At 43.0% G+C, this 15938-nt stretch carries 13 protein-coding genes and 1 tRNA gene; 9 read left to right on the forward strand and 5 right to left on the reverse strand.

The features are described from left to right. The first annotated feature begins 12 nt into the window (after positions 1-12). Positions 13-1662 carry a bifunctional UDP-sugar hydrolase/5'-nucleotidase UshA gene (gene ushA, locus OCU28_RS03005; protein ID WP_261816872.1) on the forward strand — a complete coding sequence of 550 codons (1650 nt, stop codon included), beginning with the start codon at positions 13-15 and terminating at the stop codon, positions 1660-1662. Between the two features lie 10 nt (positions 1663-1672). Continuing rightward, positions 1673-2149 (forward strand): Cys-tRNA(Pro) deacylase, encoded by a 477-nt coding sequence (gene ybaK / locus OCU28_RS03010; protein ID WP_261816873.1) that lies wholly within the window; start codon positions 1673-1675, stop codon positions 2147-2149. A 53-nt stretch (positions 2150-2202) separates the two neighbouring features. Here ybaK and rluF read toward each other — a convergent pair whose 3' ends face one another. After that, complete coding sequence (gene rluF, locus OCU28_RS03015) at positions 2203-3177, reverse strand: 23S rRNA pseudouridine(2604) synthase RluF (protein WP_390623806.1); 975 nt, start codon at positions 3175-3177, stop codon at positions 2203-2205. Between the two features lie 7 nt (positions 3178-3184). Next, positions 3185-3769: a DNA endonuclease SmrA gene (gene smrA, locus OCU28_RS03020; RefSeq protein WP_261816874.1), complete on the reverse strand. Its 585-nt coding sequence runs from the start codon at positions 3767-3769 to the stop codon at positions 3185-3187. 366 nt (positions 3770-4135) lie between these two features. Here smrA and OCU28_RS03025 point away from each other — a divergent pair. After that, a tRNA-Pro gene (locus OCU28_RS03025) sits at positions 4136-4212 on the forward strand. A gap of 133 nt (positions 4213-4345) precedes the next feature. Here the strand turns inward: OCU28_RS03025 and OCU28_RS03030 are convergent. Next, a complete protein-coding gene (locus OCU28_RS03030) occupies positions 4346-4768 on the reverse strand; it encodes a GNAT family N-acetyltransferase (RefSeq protein ID WP_261816875.1) in 423 nt (140 codons plus the stop codon). 53 nt (positions 4769-4821) lie between these two features. After that, complete coding sequence (locus OCU28_RS03035) at positions 4822-5271, reverse strand: hypothetical protein (protein WP_261816876.1); 450 nt, start codon at positions 5269-5271, stop codon at positions 4822-4824. A gap of 219 nt (positions 5272-5490) precedes the next feature. Between OCU28_RS03035 and OCU28_RS03040 the strand changes: the two genes are divergently transcribed. From OCU28_RS03040 to OCU28_RS03055, 4 genes are all read left to right on the forward strand, one after another. Next, the gene (locus OCU28_RS03040; RefSeq protein WP_261816877.1) at positions 5491-8142 is read left to right on the forward strand and encodes a beta-N-acetylhexosaminidase; all 2652 of its coding nucleotides are present in this window, start codon (positions 5491-5493) and stop codon (positions 8140-8142) included. Between the two features lie 1014 nt (positions 8143-9156). Beyond that, entirely contained in the window at positions 9157-10278 is a 1122-nt protein-coding gene (locus OCU28_RS03045; protein ID WP_017027451.1) for a porin, read from the forward strand. A 64-nt stretch (positions 10279-10342) separates the two neighbouring features. Continuing rightward, entirely contained in the window at positions 10343-10966 is a 624-nt protein-coding gene (locus OCU28_RS03050) for a YccT family protein (protein ID WP_261816878.1), read from the forward strand. A gap of 103 nt (positions 10967-11069) precedes the next feature. Next, complete coding sequence (locus OCU28_RS03055) at positions 11070-11441, forward strand: DUF2799 domain-containing protein (RefSeq protein ID WP_261816879.1); 372 nt, start codon at positions 11070-11072, stop codon at positions 11439-11441. A gap of 137 nt (positions 11442-11578) precedes the next feature. On the opposite strand, the gene OCU28_RS03060 is transcribed toward OCU28_RS03055, so the two are convergent. Beyond that, complete coding sequence (locus tag OCU28_RS03060) at positions 11579-12403, reverse strand: DUF2797 domain-containing protein (protein WP_261816880.1); 825 nt, start codon at positions 12401-12403, stop codon at positions 11579-11581. A 247-nt stretch (positions 12404-12650) separates the two neighbouring features. Between OCU28_RS03060 and gltX the strand changes: the two genes are divergently transcribed. Together gltX and OCU28_RS03070 are read left to right on the forward strand one after the other, a co-directional pair. Then, complete coding sequence (gltX, locus tag OCU28_RS03065; RefSeq protein ID WP_261816881.1) at positions 12651-14078, forward strand: glutamate--tRNA ligase; 1428 nt, start codon at positions 12651-12653, stop codon at positions 14076-14078. A 162-nt stretch (positions 14079-14240) separates the two neighbouring features. Beyond that, positions 14241-15923 (forward strand): transporter substrate-binding domain-containing protein, encoded by a 1683-nt coding sequence (locus tag OCU28_RS03070; RefSeq protein WP_261816882.1) that lies wholly within the window; start codon positions 14241-14243, stop codon positions 15921-15923. The last annotated feature ends 15 nt before the right edge of the window (positions 15924-15938 follow it).

Here is a 15938-nt window from a genome sequence, read left to right on the forward strand (position 1 = left end):
GTGTACACAACGATGAAAAGACTCACATTTAAGCCCATTTTAATCGCGTTATCCTCTGCAATCATGATTGCTGGGTGCGCAACATCACCGCCAGAGCTAGTAACTGAAAACATTACTATTCTACATACCAACGACCACCACGGTCATTTTTGGCCCAATAAATATGGTGAATACGGACTGGCGGCTAGAAAAACCTTAATTGATCAGATCCGAACTGAGGTTGAAGCGCAAGGGGGAGTGGTATTGATGCTTTCCGGGGGGGATATTAATACCGGCGTTCCTGAGTCTGATCTGCTCGATGCTGAGCCTGATTTTAAAGGCATGAGTTTACTTGGCTATGATGCTATGGCTTTAGGTAATCATGAGTTTGATAACCCGCTGTATGTATTGCAAAAGCAGCAGCAATGGGCTGATTTCCCAATGCTATCTGCCAATATTTATGATGCAAATACCAATAGTCGCAAGTTTCAACCCTATGAGATTTTCAAGCGTAAAGGGCTAAAGATCGCCGTTATAGGGTTAACTACTGAAGATACGGCCAAGATTGGCAATCCAGAGTATATAAAGGATCTTGAGTTTAGAGACCCTAAGCCTGAGGCGAAAAAGGTATTAGAAACATTAGCCAGTACCCAGCAGCCGGATATCACCATAGCTGTCACCCATATGGGCCATTACCAAGATGGCAAATCAGGCGGCAATGCACCGGGTGATGTTGCTTTAGCTCGTTATCTGCCGCAAGGGGAGCTAGATATGATTATCGGCGGGCACTCCCAAGAGCCGCTATGTATGGAAGGCCCTAATCTAGTTAAGAAACAATTTAAGCCGGGTGATGAATGTAAACCGGATCAGCAAAACGGAACCTGGATTATGCAAGCCTACGAATGGGGGAAATATGTGGGGCGAGCTGATTATACCTATCGCAATGGTGAACTAGAGCTTAAACACTATGAATTGATCCCGATTAACCTAACTAAGAAAATAAGCAAGGATGGTGAAAGCCAGCGGGTGATTGTAGGTCAAGCGATAGCGCCAGACTCGGAAATGGTTGATTTACTTACCCCTTATCAACAGCAAGGTTCGGAAAAATTAAACGTTAAAATCGCACGCTCAAATGGCAGGCTTGAGGGAGATCGCAATGTGGTTCGCTTTGGGCAAACAAACCTTGGACGCTTGATTGCGATGGCACATATGCAAAGAGCTAAAGCAGATTTTGCAGTGATGAACTCGGGTGGAGTACGTGATTCTATTGCCGCGGGAGAGATTACCTATAAAGATGTGTTGAAAGTACAGCCTTTTGGCAACTCGGTAACCTATGTAGATATGAAGGGCAATGAGGTATTGCAATACTTGAACGTGGTGGCAGCAAAACCAACCGACTCAGGTGCTTTTGCGCAGTTTGCGGGGATAGCAATGAAGGTAACAGACAGCGGGGTTAGTGAGGTTAGAATTCAAGGTAAACCATTGAATATTGATCAAAGCTATCGATTTACTGTGCCAAGTTTTAATGCCGCTGGTGGTGACGGATATCCAAAGGTCAATCAACACCCCGGATTTGTCGATACTGGATTTGTTGATGCTGAAGTTCTAAAGGAGTATCTTAAGTCTCATAGCCCAGTTGATGTAAACCAATATCAGCCCAAGGGTGAGATAAGTTATCTATAAAGAGGCGCTAATGACACCTGCTGTACGTCTATTGAAGAGTAACAAAGTTCCGTTTGAGCTTCACCAGTATAAGCACGATCCCAGCCACAACAGTTTTGGGGTTGAGGCGGTTGAGGCGACCGGAAAACCGCCGCAACAGGTGTTTAAAACACTACTATTTTCATTAGAAGGGAAAAGTGAAGGGCTAGGGGTGGCCGTAATTCCAGTAATGAAAAAGCTAAGCCTCAAGCGAGCAGCTAAAGCCAATGGGCTTAAAAAAGCGCTGATGGCAGACCCTATGCTGGCCCAGAAGGTTACTGGATATTTGGTCGGCGGTATAAGCCCCCTTGCTCAAAAAAAACGGTTGCCAATCTTTATTGATGCCAGTGCCCAGCAGCTTAGTTCTATGTGCGTGAGCGGTGGTAAGCGTGGCCTTGAGATTGAACTTGCACCTAGTGCACTATTAGTGCAGGCGCAGGGGAAGTTTGTTGAGTTAACCGACGATTAAGTATTTCCCCAGCCGTGGCCGATAACGGTCAGACAGGGGAAATTAGGCTTAGGTTATTTCTTTAGGGTTAAGGTTCCCTTTGGCGCGGTATTCTTAGGCACGATATTGTTACGTGCTGGACGCGGCGCTTTATTCGACGCCTGGTCTGAGCGGTGGTGACTCGCCTTCGCACCTTGATAGGCGTTTTTTTGCTCATCGCGATTTCGCTGGGCGCGTGAATGCTTATTCTCTTCTCGACTGTCGAAAACCTTAGCCTTGGTCGCCTTGCGAATTCTCTGCCCTTTAACATCTTTATTTGATGCCTCTTCGGTGCCAACCGACTCGGTACTAAGTTCGAGTATGGTGTTAACTTCAGCATCAGTCAGATAACGCCATTTGCCATTGGCAATGCCATCAAGAGTGATATTCATTATTCTGGTACGTCGTAGCTTGAATACACGATAATCTAGAGCTTCACACATGCGGCGAATTTGGCGATTGAGGCCTTGAGTCAAAACAATCTTAAACGAATAGTCATTCTCTTTAGTCACCTTACATGGCAGCGTCATTGTATCTAATATAGGCACACCACTGGACATCTTGTTTAAGAACTGTGGGGTAATACGCTTATCTACGCGTACCACATACTCTTTCTCATGATTGTTTCCAGCTCGCAGAATCTTGTTAACAATATCGCCATCGTTGGTTAGGAAAATCAGTCCGTCAGAAGGCTTATCTAAACGACCGATAGGAAAAATACGCTCTTTGTGCCCTATATAGTCAACGATATTGCCCTCAATATCTCGTTCGGTAGTACAAGTGATTCCAACCGGCTTATTTAAGGCAATATAAATAGGCTTAGATTTAGCGCGTAACGGTTTACCATCAACAAGGACTTGGTCTTGCTCTGTCACCTTAGTTCCCATCTCTGGGGTGTGACCATTAATCGTTACTCTGCCTTGCTCGATAAGTCTATCGGCTTCTCGGCGAGAGCAAAAACCTGTTTCACTAATGAACTTATTTAATCGCTTTTCGGTATTTGACATTATGTTCTCTTTAACCGAGACGCTTTTGGTGGCGCTCTCGATTCTCTAGTTTTTTATCTGGGCTTTTCTTAAGCATAATATAGACCGCACCTGAACCACCGTGAAATGGTTGGGCCGAATGTACGCACAAAACCTCATCAATTTGCTGCAACCAAAATGCCACGTAGCTTTTCATTAATGCTGGTGGGTTTGAGTTGTGGCCCTTTCCATGTACCAGCAACAGTGTTCGGGCTTCTAAGCGCAGACTCTGCTTTAGAAAATGTACAATCTCATCACGAGCTTGAGAAAGAGATTTTCGATGTAGGTCGAGCTTGGCTTGTAGTGGGTACTTGCCTAATCGAAGTTTACGGAAAACCCCATCTTGAACACCACTTTTCTTAAATCCGATAATATCATCAGGCTTTAACATTGGTGCATTATCTAAGGTTAGGTATTCGGGTAATTCCTCTTCTAAGCTAACTGCTGCTTTTCGCCTAAGCAGGTGATTGGGATCGACCTCATAGGACTTTTTATGAAGTGCAGTATCTTGTTGGAGAGGTTTAACATCTCCCATCAAGGCTTGGAAAGAGAATTCATCATCAAATTCTTGAGACATAATTAAAGCGTCGCTGAGTTTGAGTCGGTAATAGTCAGATTATACCTGACTCTTTAACAATTGTGCATTCAACTCGTTTTAATCAGCATAAAAGAATCTAGGCTGTTGGCATGCAATAGCCGTTGTGTGATAAAAGGTGCCTTGCGCGACAGTCGAGCTAATTAGCAAACTCAATAAGTGGTCAAGTTTGTTGCTGGCGACCGTGAATTATCCATAATCGGGGGTGTGGTGTTTATCTTTTGAACTCTCAAGCTTGATTTATGAGCATGTAAGCTATTTTGTTGGTTTTTTTTATCATTATCCCTTGCGTCATTAATAAATATCCGTAATATACGCGTTCTCGACAGGGCAACCTGTTTAGAGACTCGGTGAATAGCGCAGCTTGGTAGCGCATCTGGTTTGGGACCAGAGGGTCGGGGGTTCGAATCCCTCTTCACCGACCATTATTTAGAAAGCCCGTCAGAAATGACGGGCTTTTGTCGTTTCTAAACCTTTTTAAATTTAGAAACACAGTAAATCCACACTGTTAATACAGTGCAAGAAGCCTTTTCTGTTTTTAGCAACACTCGCGCTGTGTTACGCGTGTCGTTCAAATACCCGTTGTAGTTTACTGTCTTTGAAATCGATGCCTTCATAAAGCTGATGGGTTTCTACCCTTAGAGTATTGCATCTGACGCGGCATTTTTCAGGATGTGATTTGAGTGCATGTTCGACTAATGCTCGTCCAATTCCTTGCTTGCGATACTGAGGGGTGACAACTAACCCGCCAATTTCGTAGAAATCAGGTGATGCTAATCGCCGAGCATAGAATAGGTGTAGCCAACCTACGATTTTTTGTTCAATCTTAGCCACATAGATTTCATCTGTAGGGGATGCTAATAACGCACTCAGTTTTTTGATTGCATCTTGGCTTGAAAGTGGTGTATATCCGAGATGAGATGAAAGCAAATTGATAGCGGCAGCGTCTGATAACCTAGCCTTGGCAATGGTATAAAGCATAATGTTCCTTAAATGTTATCCCATTTTAACGTCATCTTGATACATGAATGTCGTTATTCGATAGCAATAATAACCCTACCATCATCAAGTACTTCGTGCAGTTCAGCACCATCGAGTTTTTCGCCTAAGGGAGAGTGCGGGGTGATAACTACGATATTCCCTGAATCTAGCTTTATGCCACCGCAAACAGGTAAGAACCAATATTTCTTAATATCGTTACGCAAGCTTACTAGAGCTCCCAATGCGATTTCATCGTCTTTATCAAACTGATGCAAGGTGAGTGCAGTGAGTGTATTTATGGTGGCATCGCAATCGGCAACCCGCTGTGATTGACCATGAGCAAGGTAAGCCGCTTCTAGCCCCACAGTGTCATATTGTGTTTCTGCCACACTTTGTTCATGTGTCGCGGCATCATGGGCACTATTTGCCGCCTCTAATGCAGTCTGACGTTGCGTATTTAATATGTTGAGCAGTGACTGGCGTAGGGATTCTTTATTTGTCATGGTAATTAACATGCGAGTAAATGGTTATCATACCTAACTTGTTGCCGTGAGGCGATCTACCTCAATACCTAGCAACCATAATTTAATAGCAAAGCATAGTGGTTTAACTTGGTTGCTCAGCAAATTGTGTCATACATCGTAGTTTTTAGATCTAATTTTGCATCGAAAATTAACCCTGAGTAATGTGTTGAAAGAATAGTCAATTACTAGGATGTAGACATGTTAAAGCAGAGTTTAATCGCAACATCGGTTATCGCAGTATTAGCCGGTTGTACTACCACTTCGAATACCAATCAGACCACAGTCGATGCATTAGCAAAGAATTTAGATATTTCATATCAAGTACTTACCAATCATGGTGCCAATGATGGGATCAACTGCCAAAACCTAGAAGCAGAGTGGGCGTCTTGTAACAAGGTTAAGATAACCTTGACCAATGACGGCGCAGCGATTGACTCAAGAGATTGGGCTATATACTTCCACAGTGTGCGCTTGATTTTAGAAGTAGACAGCGATCAATTCACTATAACCCGCATAACTGGTGACCTACATAAGCTAGAACCGACTGACAAATTTAAAGGTTTTGCTGCTGGTGAAACCATCGACTTTGATTTTATCGGTGAATACTGGCAACTGTTTGATACAGATTTCTTCCCTGGTGCATTTGTGAGTGCAGAAGGTGCAGAGCCTAAACAGATTATCTCTTTAGATGGCGCAGACTTAACTGGGTTTGTTTCTGGACTAGAAGGCGACAATATTAAGCGAACTCCAAGCGACAATAACATCATGGCAACGGCTAAATCACGCTATGAGAAAAACTCAGATGTTGTTGAGCAAGATATTGCTTCGGCTCTTATCCCCGCGCCTATGATGACTGAAGTTGGGGAGGGGACCTTAGATATCTCTGGCGGATTCAAACTCGATAACTCGCCATTTAGCGATGAACAGCAAGCTGCGCTTCTACAACGTGCCAACCTAATTGGTGTAACCCTAGATGGTTCAACACCACTAGAGGTTAGCATTGAACCTAAAGCACTTCCTGAATCACTTTCTAAATCAGGTGCTTATGAGCTAAGCGTCACAGCTGATAAAGTGAGTATTAAGGCGTTTGATAGCGCGGGTGCTTTCTATGCTATGCAGTCAGTGTTTGGTCTGATTGACAGTGATGCTGCCACTACGCTACCTGTGTTAGATATTAAAGACGCACCGCGTTTTCAATACCGTGGCGTAATGGTTGATGTTGCACGTAACTTCCATTCTAAACAGGCAATACTGGCTACTATCGATCAAATGGCGGCCTATAAACTCAATAAACTGCATCTGCATTTGACCGATGATGAAGGGTGGCGACTCGAGATCCCAGGTCTTCCTGAATTAACCGATATAGGCTCGAATCGCTGCTTTGATTTGAGTGAGCGAAGCTGCTTACTTCCTCAGCTAGGTTCAGGCTCTACCACGGATAATTTTGGTTCAGGTTACTTTAGTAAAAAAGATTACGTTGAGATATTACGCTATGCAGATGCTCGCAATATTGAAGTGATCCCAGAGATCGATATGCCGGCACACGCCAGAGCTGCTGTGGTATCGATGGAAGCTCGTTACACCAAACTAATGAATGAAGGTAAAGAGCAACAGGCAAATGAATATCGCTTAATGGACCCTCAAGATACGTCCAATGTCACAACGGTTCAGTTCTATGATAAACGCAGCTTTATTAACCCTTGTTTAGAGTCATCAACGCGCTTTGTGGATAAGGTAATTAGTGAAGTTGCGATGATGCACCAAGAAGCCGGAACGCCACTGACAACATGGCACTTTGGTGGGGATGAAGCGAAAAACATCAAGCTTGGGGCTGGTTTCCAAGACATAGAGGCCAAAGAAAAGGTGGGCTGGAAAGGCAATATAGACCTTTCAAAACAAGATAAACCTTTTGCTCGTTCGCCTCAGTGTCAAACATTGATTGATAGTGGAGAGGTGGATGACTTTGCTCACTTGCCAAGTCACTTTGCAGAGCAGGTGTCTAAGATTGTCTCAGATAAAGGTATTCCGTCATTCCAAGCGTGGCAGGACGGCTTAAAATACAGTGACGGTGAGGAGGCTTTTGCTACAGAAAATACTCGAGTCAACTTCTGGGACGTACTGTATTGGGGGGGGACGAACTCAGCTTATAATTGGGCAAACCAGGGCTATGATGTAATTGTTTCTAACCCAGATTATGTGTACATGGATATGCCTTATGAGGTAGATCCAAATGAGCGTGGCTACTACTGGGCAACCCGCGCCACTGATACGCGCAAGATGTTTGGATTTGCTCCAGAAAACCTACCACAAAATGCAGAAACATCCGTTGACCGTGACGGCAATGGCTTTGCAGGTAAAGGTGAAGTTGAGGCTCAGCCTTTCTATGGATTGTCGGCGCAGCTTTGGTCTGAAACAGTACGTACCGACGAGCAGTTTGAATATATGGTTTATCCGCGTGTATTAGCGGCGGCAGAGCGTGCTTGGCACACTGCAGATTGGGAAAACCCATACAAGGTTGGCGTTGAATATTCTCAACAAAGTAATTTGGTAAATAAACAGCAGTTACTTGCTGACTGGACACGTTTTGCCAACGTTCTAGGCCAACGTGAACTACCGAAGTTAGAAAAAGCAGGCATAGATTATCGTCTACCTGTACCAGGTGCGATGGTCAAACAAGGTGAGTTGGCAATGAACATTCAGTTCCCTGGTGTTGCACTGCAATATTCTGTGGATGGTGAAACATGGTTAGACTATGACGATAGCAATAAACCAAAGGTAACGGGTGAGGTGTGGATTCGTTCACGCTCTGCTGGTGGTGAGCTATTTAGCCGAGTCACTAAGCTTCAATAATTCATGATCTGTAGCTAAATTTAAGCCAGCTGTTAAAGCTGGCTTTTTTTGTATGCTCAGTTAAGCGAGAAAGTCCGTCAGGTTAGAGTGCATGCTCCCGACACAAGATAATCTGAATGACAAGTGCGTTGTTGGGCTAACGACTAGGTTAAAGGAAATCATAGGAAGTCTGATATACATAACATCTAGGTAAGGGGGAGATATAGCTAGAAGCCTAATTTTCTATCCGATCTACAGAGTACTTGGAAGGTATGTTTATTATGGAGGCTGTAACAAATTGCAGTAGTGTAACTTGTATCCTTACTAGACTCTTGATAATAAAGCGTTGCTTCAATGAATTAGATTTGACCAATTACACAGAATTTAGCACGCCCCCTATGAGCATGGCATCTGTTTCTTACATATGACCCTACAATCGGGAGCGGTGCTACGTCTTACTCTGCGCGATGCCTTGCAATCTCTCATGCGATCTAGAGCTCTGCCCTTTGTAGCTATTTATAATAAATCACGTTGATTCCTTTTTTCTCATATTTTTCGAATAGAAATAAGTCTATTTTTGACTGTGTATAATTTCAGTCGCTTGGTTTGACCAAATTCCCGTTAAAATAAAATTTAACGAGAAGTGGTTGCCCCCTCTTTTTAAGCCTTTTAATCACCTTACTTTAACTCAGATCACATTTTTTAGAATTGTTTTGAACTTCTATAAACTCAAATCTAAAAGTAGTGTGATGAACTTCAAGTTTTCCTTGTTATTTGAGCTTCGAATTAAATTAAGGGTGAGTCGATTTTAAGGCTATCATTGATTTTGACAATTTTGACGTATCGTAAGTTATTGAAATTATTGGGTTAATTGTCTTTGTGTTTTTGTGGGAGTGAGCTTGGTCAAATAAATTCCATATACTTATTTCGCGACTGAAAAAATCTGCAAGAATCAGTTTGTACAAACTAAAACGGCACCGGAAGTGCTGATTACCCCAAATAAATAATTTTAAAAACAAAACAAGGAGTTCCTTCATGTCTCTGTTCAAAAAGTCTTTAGTAGCGGTCGCGTTATCCAGTCTTTCTCTAAGTGGTGCAGCACTAGCTGCGGGTATCCAAGGTGAGAATGCCGCAGAAAATTTCTTAACAAAGAGTGATTTTTCATATGAGGTTTACGGCATCATCGCTTTGCAAGCAGCATACCGTGACTACGATAGTGGTGATTCAGCTACAGACGACAACTTAAGTGGCATGCAGTTGAACAACGAATCCCGTATTGGTTTTCGTGGCAAGAAGCAATTCAAGAACTTTGGTCCAACATTCTTGTGGCAAATTGAAGGTGGTTATGTAGATCCGAGCTTTGGTGGTTCAGGTGCAGGTCTTGGTGAGCGTGATACCTTCGTTGGTTTTGAAAGTGAAGGCATGGGTCAGGTTCGTTTAGGTCGTGTTTTGACTCCTATTTACGAGCTGATTGATTGGCCAGCATCTAACCCTGGTTTGGGTGATGTATACGACTGGGGTGGTTCAATTGGTGGTGCAAAATACCAAGACCGTCAATCAAACACCATTCGCTGGGATACTCCAAAATATTTTGATGCGTTATCTTTTGATCTAGCGGCAGGTGCGGGTGATGAGGCTGCGCTCGGTGCAGGTGACGATTACTGGTTTGGCGGTGCTGCGCACTACAACGTGGGACCTTTCCAATTTGACCTAGCGTATGAGCGAAATGATAAGTTCAAATCTGAAGGTGCAGTGTGGACGAACGATACTTACCTAGCTGGCATTCAAGCATGGTTTGAGAATGGTATTTCATTCTTCGCTCAGTACAAGCACATGGAAGCATCAACAGACACTGGCATTGATGAATCACAAGGCGCTATGTCTACAGGTCTTATCTACACCACGGGTGATTGGCAGTATAAGCTAGCGTATGCAATGAACTTCGAGCTTGAGCGTGATGGACAAACTATCGACAACTCAGACGATAACGTAATCTCTGGTCAGGTTCTGTACTTTGTTGACCCATCAGCGGTTCTGTATGCACGTGCACGTACTCTAGACTTTGGTGATAAAGTTGTTGCAACGGATACTACGGACCTTCGTTGGAAGTCTGAAGACTTCATGGAATTCTCAGTAGGTGTTGAATACTACTTCTAATTCAGTCAATTTAATAAGGGCGCCTCGCGCCCTTTTTGTATTTAAATTTATAGGAATTATTTTTATGAAAAAGTCTTGTTTAGCCTTGGTGACTGGCCTTTTAATCAGCTCTAGCGCATTTGCTGACAGCTTGCTTTCTTTTCAAACTGAGATAGTTCCTCAGGTCGTTAATAATAAAGCGGTCGATAACGGTATCTTTACCGATATTGACCAAATAAAAATCGCTGAAGGTAGTAACCAAATTGGCGTAACTGTGGGTCAAATAGTATTTGAAGACGCGAAACGTCGTAAGTTTGATTCAAGCCTGATGTTGATGACATTTAAAGCTGACGATGAAGACAGTTACCAGTTATCTTACAAAAAGATGCGAACAATGGAAGAAGCCAATAAGTTTGATAAATCTCCAGAGTTTACTTTGACTGATGGTTCGGGTGAGCCAGTAGACTTTGAATTAGTGGTGTTACCAAAAAGTGGTTTTCAAGGCTTCAACGACTACGAAAAACAAGTGGTTTCGTATAATAAATTAGTTAAAAGCGGCACAGCTTCAGCAACGGCGGCAGCTGCGGTTTCTGTAGCACCAACCACTGATGGCGTTGAGGTGTCTGAGGGTATTAAGGCTCAGTTCTCTAACCTTTCTCGAGATGAGCAACAGCAGTTCATGCAATGGGCGATGCAGAATCTTAAATAGAAAAAGTTCTTTCTCGTCTGAAATTTAATCTGCAGTTTCTCTTTCTACCGTATAGAGGGTGGTCAATGGGTAGACATCACTTTGGTGATTGAGAGAGGAACTTATGAGATTACTATTAACGGCTGTATTTGCCAGTCTATTGACAGCGTGTGCAGCGACGCCATCTAACTCTTCTTGGCAAGAAATTGGGTATAAGCAAGGCGCTAAAGGCTTGCCGATGCAAACCACTGCCAATTTAGAGCAACGCTTTGATCTTGATATGGTGAAAGAGGGTGAGTACACCGAATACCTTACTGGCTTTAAACAAGGTAAACAGAAGTTTTGTAGCCCAGTTCAAGCGTACGAGTACGGAACGTGGGGCAATAGATACAAGGGTCAGTGCAGTGGACTCCCTGAAGAGGCATTGATCGCTGAGCAGATGAAGCTAGGCTACGAAAGATACATATTTAGTGATAGCGAAGGCTATTATCCGTAACCTTACCTATAAATTCTGCGTCATATCTGATGTTTTTATATTGGGCATTATTGTCTTGTTTGCTCACTAAATATATCAAAAGCATTAGTTTTTAGATTAGCCGAGCTGAATTAAATTACCTGCTCGCTAGTTTGTTTTTAATACTCTGCAATCACTTCATAAGAGGTAAATTTTCGCATATTGATTACCCCGCAATCAAAATACAAATATTGCCCCTTAATACCTAACAAGGTGCCTGATATCTCAGGGTTTTTATCAAAGTTCAGTGACGTTATTTTGGTTGGGTATTCGGTCACTGGGTAATCGATTTCAACCACATCTTGCTCAAGGCGTTGGATAGCATCCTCACCGAATTTTAATTGCAGTTCTGCTAGCTTTTTCTCTATATGAGGAATTAACTCATCCGCCCTTTGTTTAAGGTCTATGTTGTCTGCTTTGCCTTTAAGCATGTTACGCCAATTGGTTTTATCTGAGATAAATTCTGCTAACGCGGTTTCAACCAATCCAGATTGTAAGCGAGAAGCGACCTTAAAGATGGGAAGCGCTTGATTTGCTCCTTGATCTATCCAGCGAGTTGGGAGCTGTGTGTGGCGAGTGATACCGACTTTTATCGCTGTGGTATTGGCTAAATAAACATAATGTGGGACAAAGCAGTTTTCTTCTCCCCATTGAGGCTCACGACACGTGCCTTGGGCATAGTGGCAAGTTTCTGGCTTCATGATACACATGTCACACTGTGCCAGTTTACTCATACATGGGTAACAGTAGCCCTGAGCGTAGCTTTTCTTAGTCTTTTTACCACACGATTGACAATGGATATTGCCTGTATGGGTAAGCGTTAGTTTTTTTCCGATCAACGGCATAAGGTCAATCGATTCATTATCAAGGGGCAGTTGGTAGTGTACTTGCCCTTCAATGAGGGCTGAGGTCATTTTTCTTATATGGCCAGTAAGTTGAGGCATAGTCAATGTCACCAATATTGTTTTTGTTAAGTATACGTGAGCCTCAACCTTCCTGATATCGGAATGTTTATCTGCATTTTTAGTCAAAGTCACCTCTAAAAGGCGGAAGGTAGGCAAGCTGAAATTGGAATACCGACTGTCTATATATCTTCTTATCGCTGTCAGCGTTGTACATTTGTGCTTGAATGCTAAAATAGCCACAAATTTACGCTATACAGCGTTTCGATACAGAAAAAAGGTATTCTAAATGACGGTAAAAACGCGTTTTGCCCCAAGCCCAACGGGTTATCTACATGTAGGTGGTGCACGTACAGCACTGTATTCTTGGTTATGTGCTAAAAGCCAAGGTGGTGAATTTGTACTACGTATCGAAGACACCGACTTAGAGCGCAACTCTCAACAAGCTGTAGACGCTATCCTTGAAGGTATGCAGTGGATGGGTTTGAATTGGGATGAGGGTCCGTACTTTCAATCTAAGCGCTTTGACCGTTACAACGAGTGCATTGAACAGCTACTAGCAGAAGATAAGGCTTATAAATGCTACGCATCAAAAGAGCTGTTAGATGAAATTCGTGCTCAGCAAGAAGCTGACAAAGAAATGCCTCGCTACGATGCTAATCACCCTAAGGTAGTTGCTGCAAATGCAAATGCCAAAGAAGGGGATGACTATGTGGTTCGCTTCCGTAACCCTAAACAGGGTAGCGTGGTATTTGATGATCAAATCCGTGGCCGTATCGAAATTGGTAATGACCAGCTAGATGACCTTATTATTCGTCGTACAGATGGCGCACCGACCTACAACTTTGTAGTAGTAGTTGATGATTGGGATATGGGGATTACTCAGGTTGTACGTGGTGAAGACCATATCAACAATACGCCTCGTCAGATCAATATCTATAAAGCATTGAATGCCCCTGTACCGCAGTTTGCGCACTGTGCGATGATCCTAGGTGATGATGGCGCTAAGCTTTCTAAACGCCATGGCGCTGTATCTGTTATGCAGTATCGCGATGAAGGTTATCTGCCAAATGCACTAAACAATTACCTAGTCCGTCTAGGTTGGTCACATGGCGATCAGGAGATTTTCTCTGAGCAAGAGATGATTGATTTGTTTAGCCTAGAAGCTATCTCAAAATCTGCATCAGCGTTTAATACTGAAAAACTGTTGTGGCTTAACAATCACTACATTAAAACATCGAATCCTGAGTATGTTGCTAAACACCTGCAATGGCATTTAGAGCAGCAAAACCTAAATACAGACAACGGCCCGGCAATTACTGATGTGATTGCTCTTGTTGGTGAGCGTTGCAATACATTGGTTGAGCTTGCTGAGCAGATTCGTTATTTCTATGAAGATTTTAGTGAGTTTGAAGCGGGCGCGGCGAAGAAGCATCTGCGCGGTGTGGCTAGAGGTCCATTAGAGTTGGCACTAGCCAAGGCTGAAGCTGTGGAAGATTGGACTACCGAGAGCATTAAGACCAATATCATCAAGGCTGTGTGTGATGAGCTTGAGATCGGTATGGGTAAGATCGGTATGCCACTGCGCGTAGCCGTTACTGGTGGCGGTCAATCTCCATCGGTAGATGCGGTTATGGCATTGATTGGTAAACAGCGTTGTATTGCTCGTATTCAGCTTGCATTAGCCTTTATCACTGAGCGTGAAGCTAACGCTTAATCCAAATATTTAGATGACATAAACCGTCGGTGTTGTAACCGGCGGCTTTTTTTGCGTAAAATTTGATAGAGATATGCAATTAATTCAATATTAATCAACATATTAGACAATAACGGTATATATTTCTTTAGGAGGGAAATTATAGAGCACAATGGAGCTTAGGTGATAAAACAGCAGCTTATCCACGGATTGACCGTACTTTTACTCGGCCTTTTTGCGCCAGTGTGTATTGCGGCAATAACGCTATCAGAGCCAGAAAAACAGTGGTTGAATAAAGGCCATAAGGTTCGGGTTGCTGTTTTTGATAATCATTACCCCTATATCTATCGAACCAACAGTGGTGAATATAAAGGGATAGTAAAGGACTACATGCGCTATATCGAGCAGTCATCGGGAATCGACTTTATCGAAATTCCGGTTTCTGAGCTAACTCAAGGCTATGCAGGCCTTGATAAGGGCGAGTTTGATGTTTATCCGATGACTTTTGACTTTAAAGGCTCAGACTTAGACGTTCTCTATACCGTTCCATATTTGCCTTATCACTATTATATCTTTGTAAATGTACAGCAAGCGATTGATATCCCTTCTCCAGACCCACTTAATAAACCCCAGAATCTGGCGGTGATTAAAGGCAGTGCAATTGAACGCTATGTTAAGGCGAAGAAGCTACCAGTGACACTGCATTATTATACCAATGATCAGCTGGCATTGAGGGCGCTCAATCGTGGTGATGTTGACGCATTTGTCGGAGAAAAGATTTCTGTCCAACGCCTAGTTCGGGATCTTAACCTGAACAATGTAGTACCACTTAGAGCTACCTCCGATTTGTATGGATTGAGATTACAGATGGCGGTCTCTAAACAGTCACCATTGCTTTACTCTATCTTAAACAAATCCTTAGCCGCTATGCCCTACGATATTCAAAACGGTATTCTGGCGCACTGGTTCGATAATTCGCCATTTAAGAATCAACTCAATGGGGTTATGTACTTTAACCGAATTCCTTATACCTATACGGTTGATTCAGGTGTCGGACTTGAGTATTCAATTTTGCAGCAGCTGTTTGAGGGAATGGGGTACGATATAGGTCATATGGTTGCCGCGGAAAAAGCGGCTAATTATAGCGACTTATCTTCTATGCAAGGTATTGATTTTATCGCCGCCCAAACCCCGTTAGCTGCCTCAACCCATAACAAAGCCAATCAAAAACTGTTTTATTCCAAGCCTTATTTAACTCAAGAGTTTCGTATTATTTCTCGCTCGGGTGAGAGAGTGCTGACCGATGACCTAACCGCTAAAATTATCGCTGAAAAACGAGTTGGGGCGGTAGTTGGTACGTTTGATTTGGTGGCCAAAGAAGCCTCAAATATGTTTATAGAGCGCTTTGAGCATACGGTCGATCAAGAGTTTTTTGACCTAAAAAGCGCAGTACAGGCGATTAAAAATAAACAGATTGATTATCTGATCGTAGATTATCGGGAATATAAAACCTACCTACATCAGCAACAAGGCAAGTTAGGTCTAGAGGCAACTCATGACTTTCAAACTCGATTTTCTGTGCCGCTGAGGGTGGCATTTAAAGATCGGTTACTAAGGGATAAATTTGACGCGCAGCTAGATCGATTTATCACAAGCTCTGAATATCGCCGCTTAGAACAGCTGTATGAGATATCCAATTTTCAAGCTAAAGCGCAAAGTGGCTTACTGATGACTGAGATCATCAGTTATCTGGTTAAGGTCGATAGGTTAGAGCTGTTAGATAAGGTATTGGATGCGTTTAGTTTTACCGATGGATTAAGGCGGTTTCACTTCGTATCGGAGCTGGAAATACAAGCCGGATTTTAAATTATGAATCTGACA

Source organism: Vibrio gallicus (assembly GCF_024346875.1).
GTDB classification, from domain to species: domain Bacteria; phylum Pseudomonadota; class Gammaproteobacteria; order Enterobacterales; family Vibrionaceae; genus Vibrio; species Vibrio gallicus.

Coding starts and splice junctions, on each gene's coding strand:
- ushA (WP_261816872.1), top strand. CDS start 13: ATGAAAAGACTCACATTTAAGCCCATTTTAATCGCGTTATCCTCTGCA.
- ybaK (WP_261816873.1), top strand. CDS start 1,673: ATGACACCTGCTGTACGTCTATTGAAGAGTAACAAAGTTCCGTTTGAG.
- smrA (WP_261816874.1), bottom strand. CDS start 3,769: ATGTCTCAAGAATTTGATGATGAATTCTCTTTCCAAGCCTTGATGGGA.
- OCU28_RS03030 (WP_261816875.1), bottom strand. CDS start 4,768: ATGCTTTATACCATTGCCAAGGCTAGGTTATCAGACGCTGCCGCTATC.
- OCU28_RS03035 (WP_261816876.1), bottom strand. CDS start 5,271: ATGACAAATAAAGAATCCCTACGCCAGTCACTGCTCAACATATTAAAT.
- OCU28_RS03040 (WP_261816877.1), top strand. CDS start 5,491: ATGTTAAAGCAGAGTTTAATCGCAACATCGGTTATCGCAGTATTAGCC.
- OCU28_RS03045 (WP_017027451.1), top strand. CDS start 9,157: ATGTCTCTGTTCAAAAAGTCTTTAGTAGCGGTCGCGTTATCCAGTCTT.
- OCU28_RS03050 (WP_261816878.1), top strand. CDS start 10,343: ATGAAAAAGTCTTGTTTAGCCTTGGTGACTGGCCTTTTAATCAGCTCT.
- OCU28_RS03055 (WP_261816879.1), top strand. CDS start 11,070: ATGAGATTACTATTAACGGCTGTATTTGCCAGTCTATTGACAGCGTGT.
- OCU28_RS03060 (WP_261816880.1), bottom strand. CDS start 12,403: ATGCCTCAACTTACTGGCCATATAAGAAAAATGACCTCAGCCCTCATT.
- gltX (WP_261816881.1), top strand. CDS start 12,651: ATGACGGTAAAAACGCGTTTTGCCCCAAGCCCAACGGGTTATCTACAT.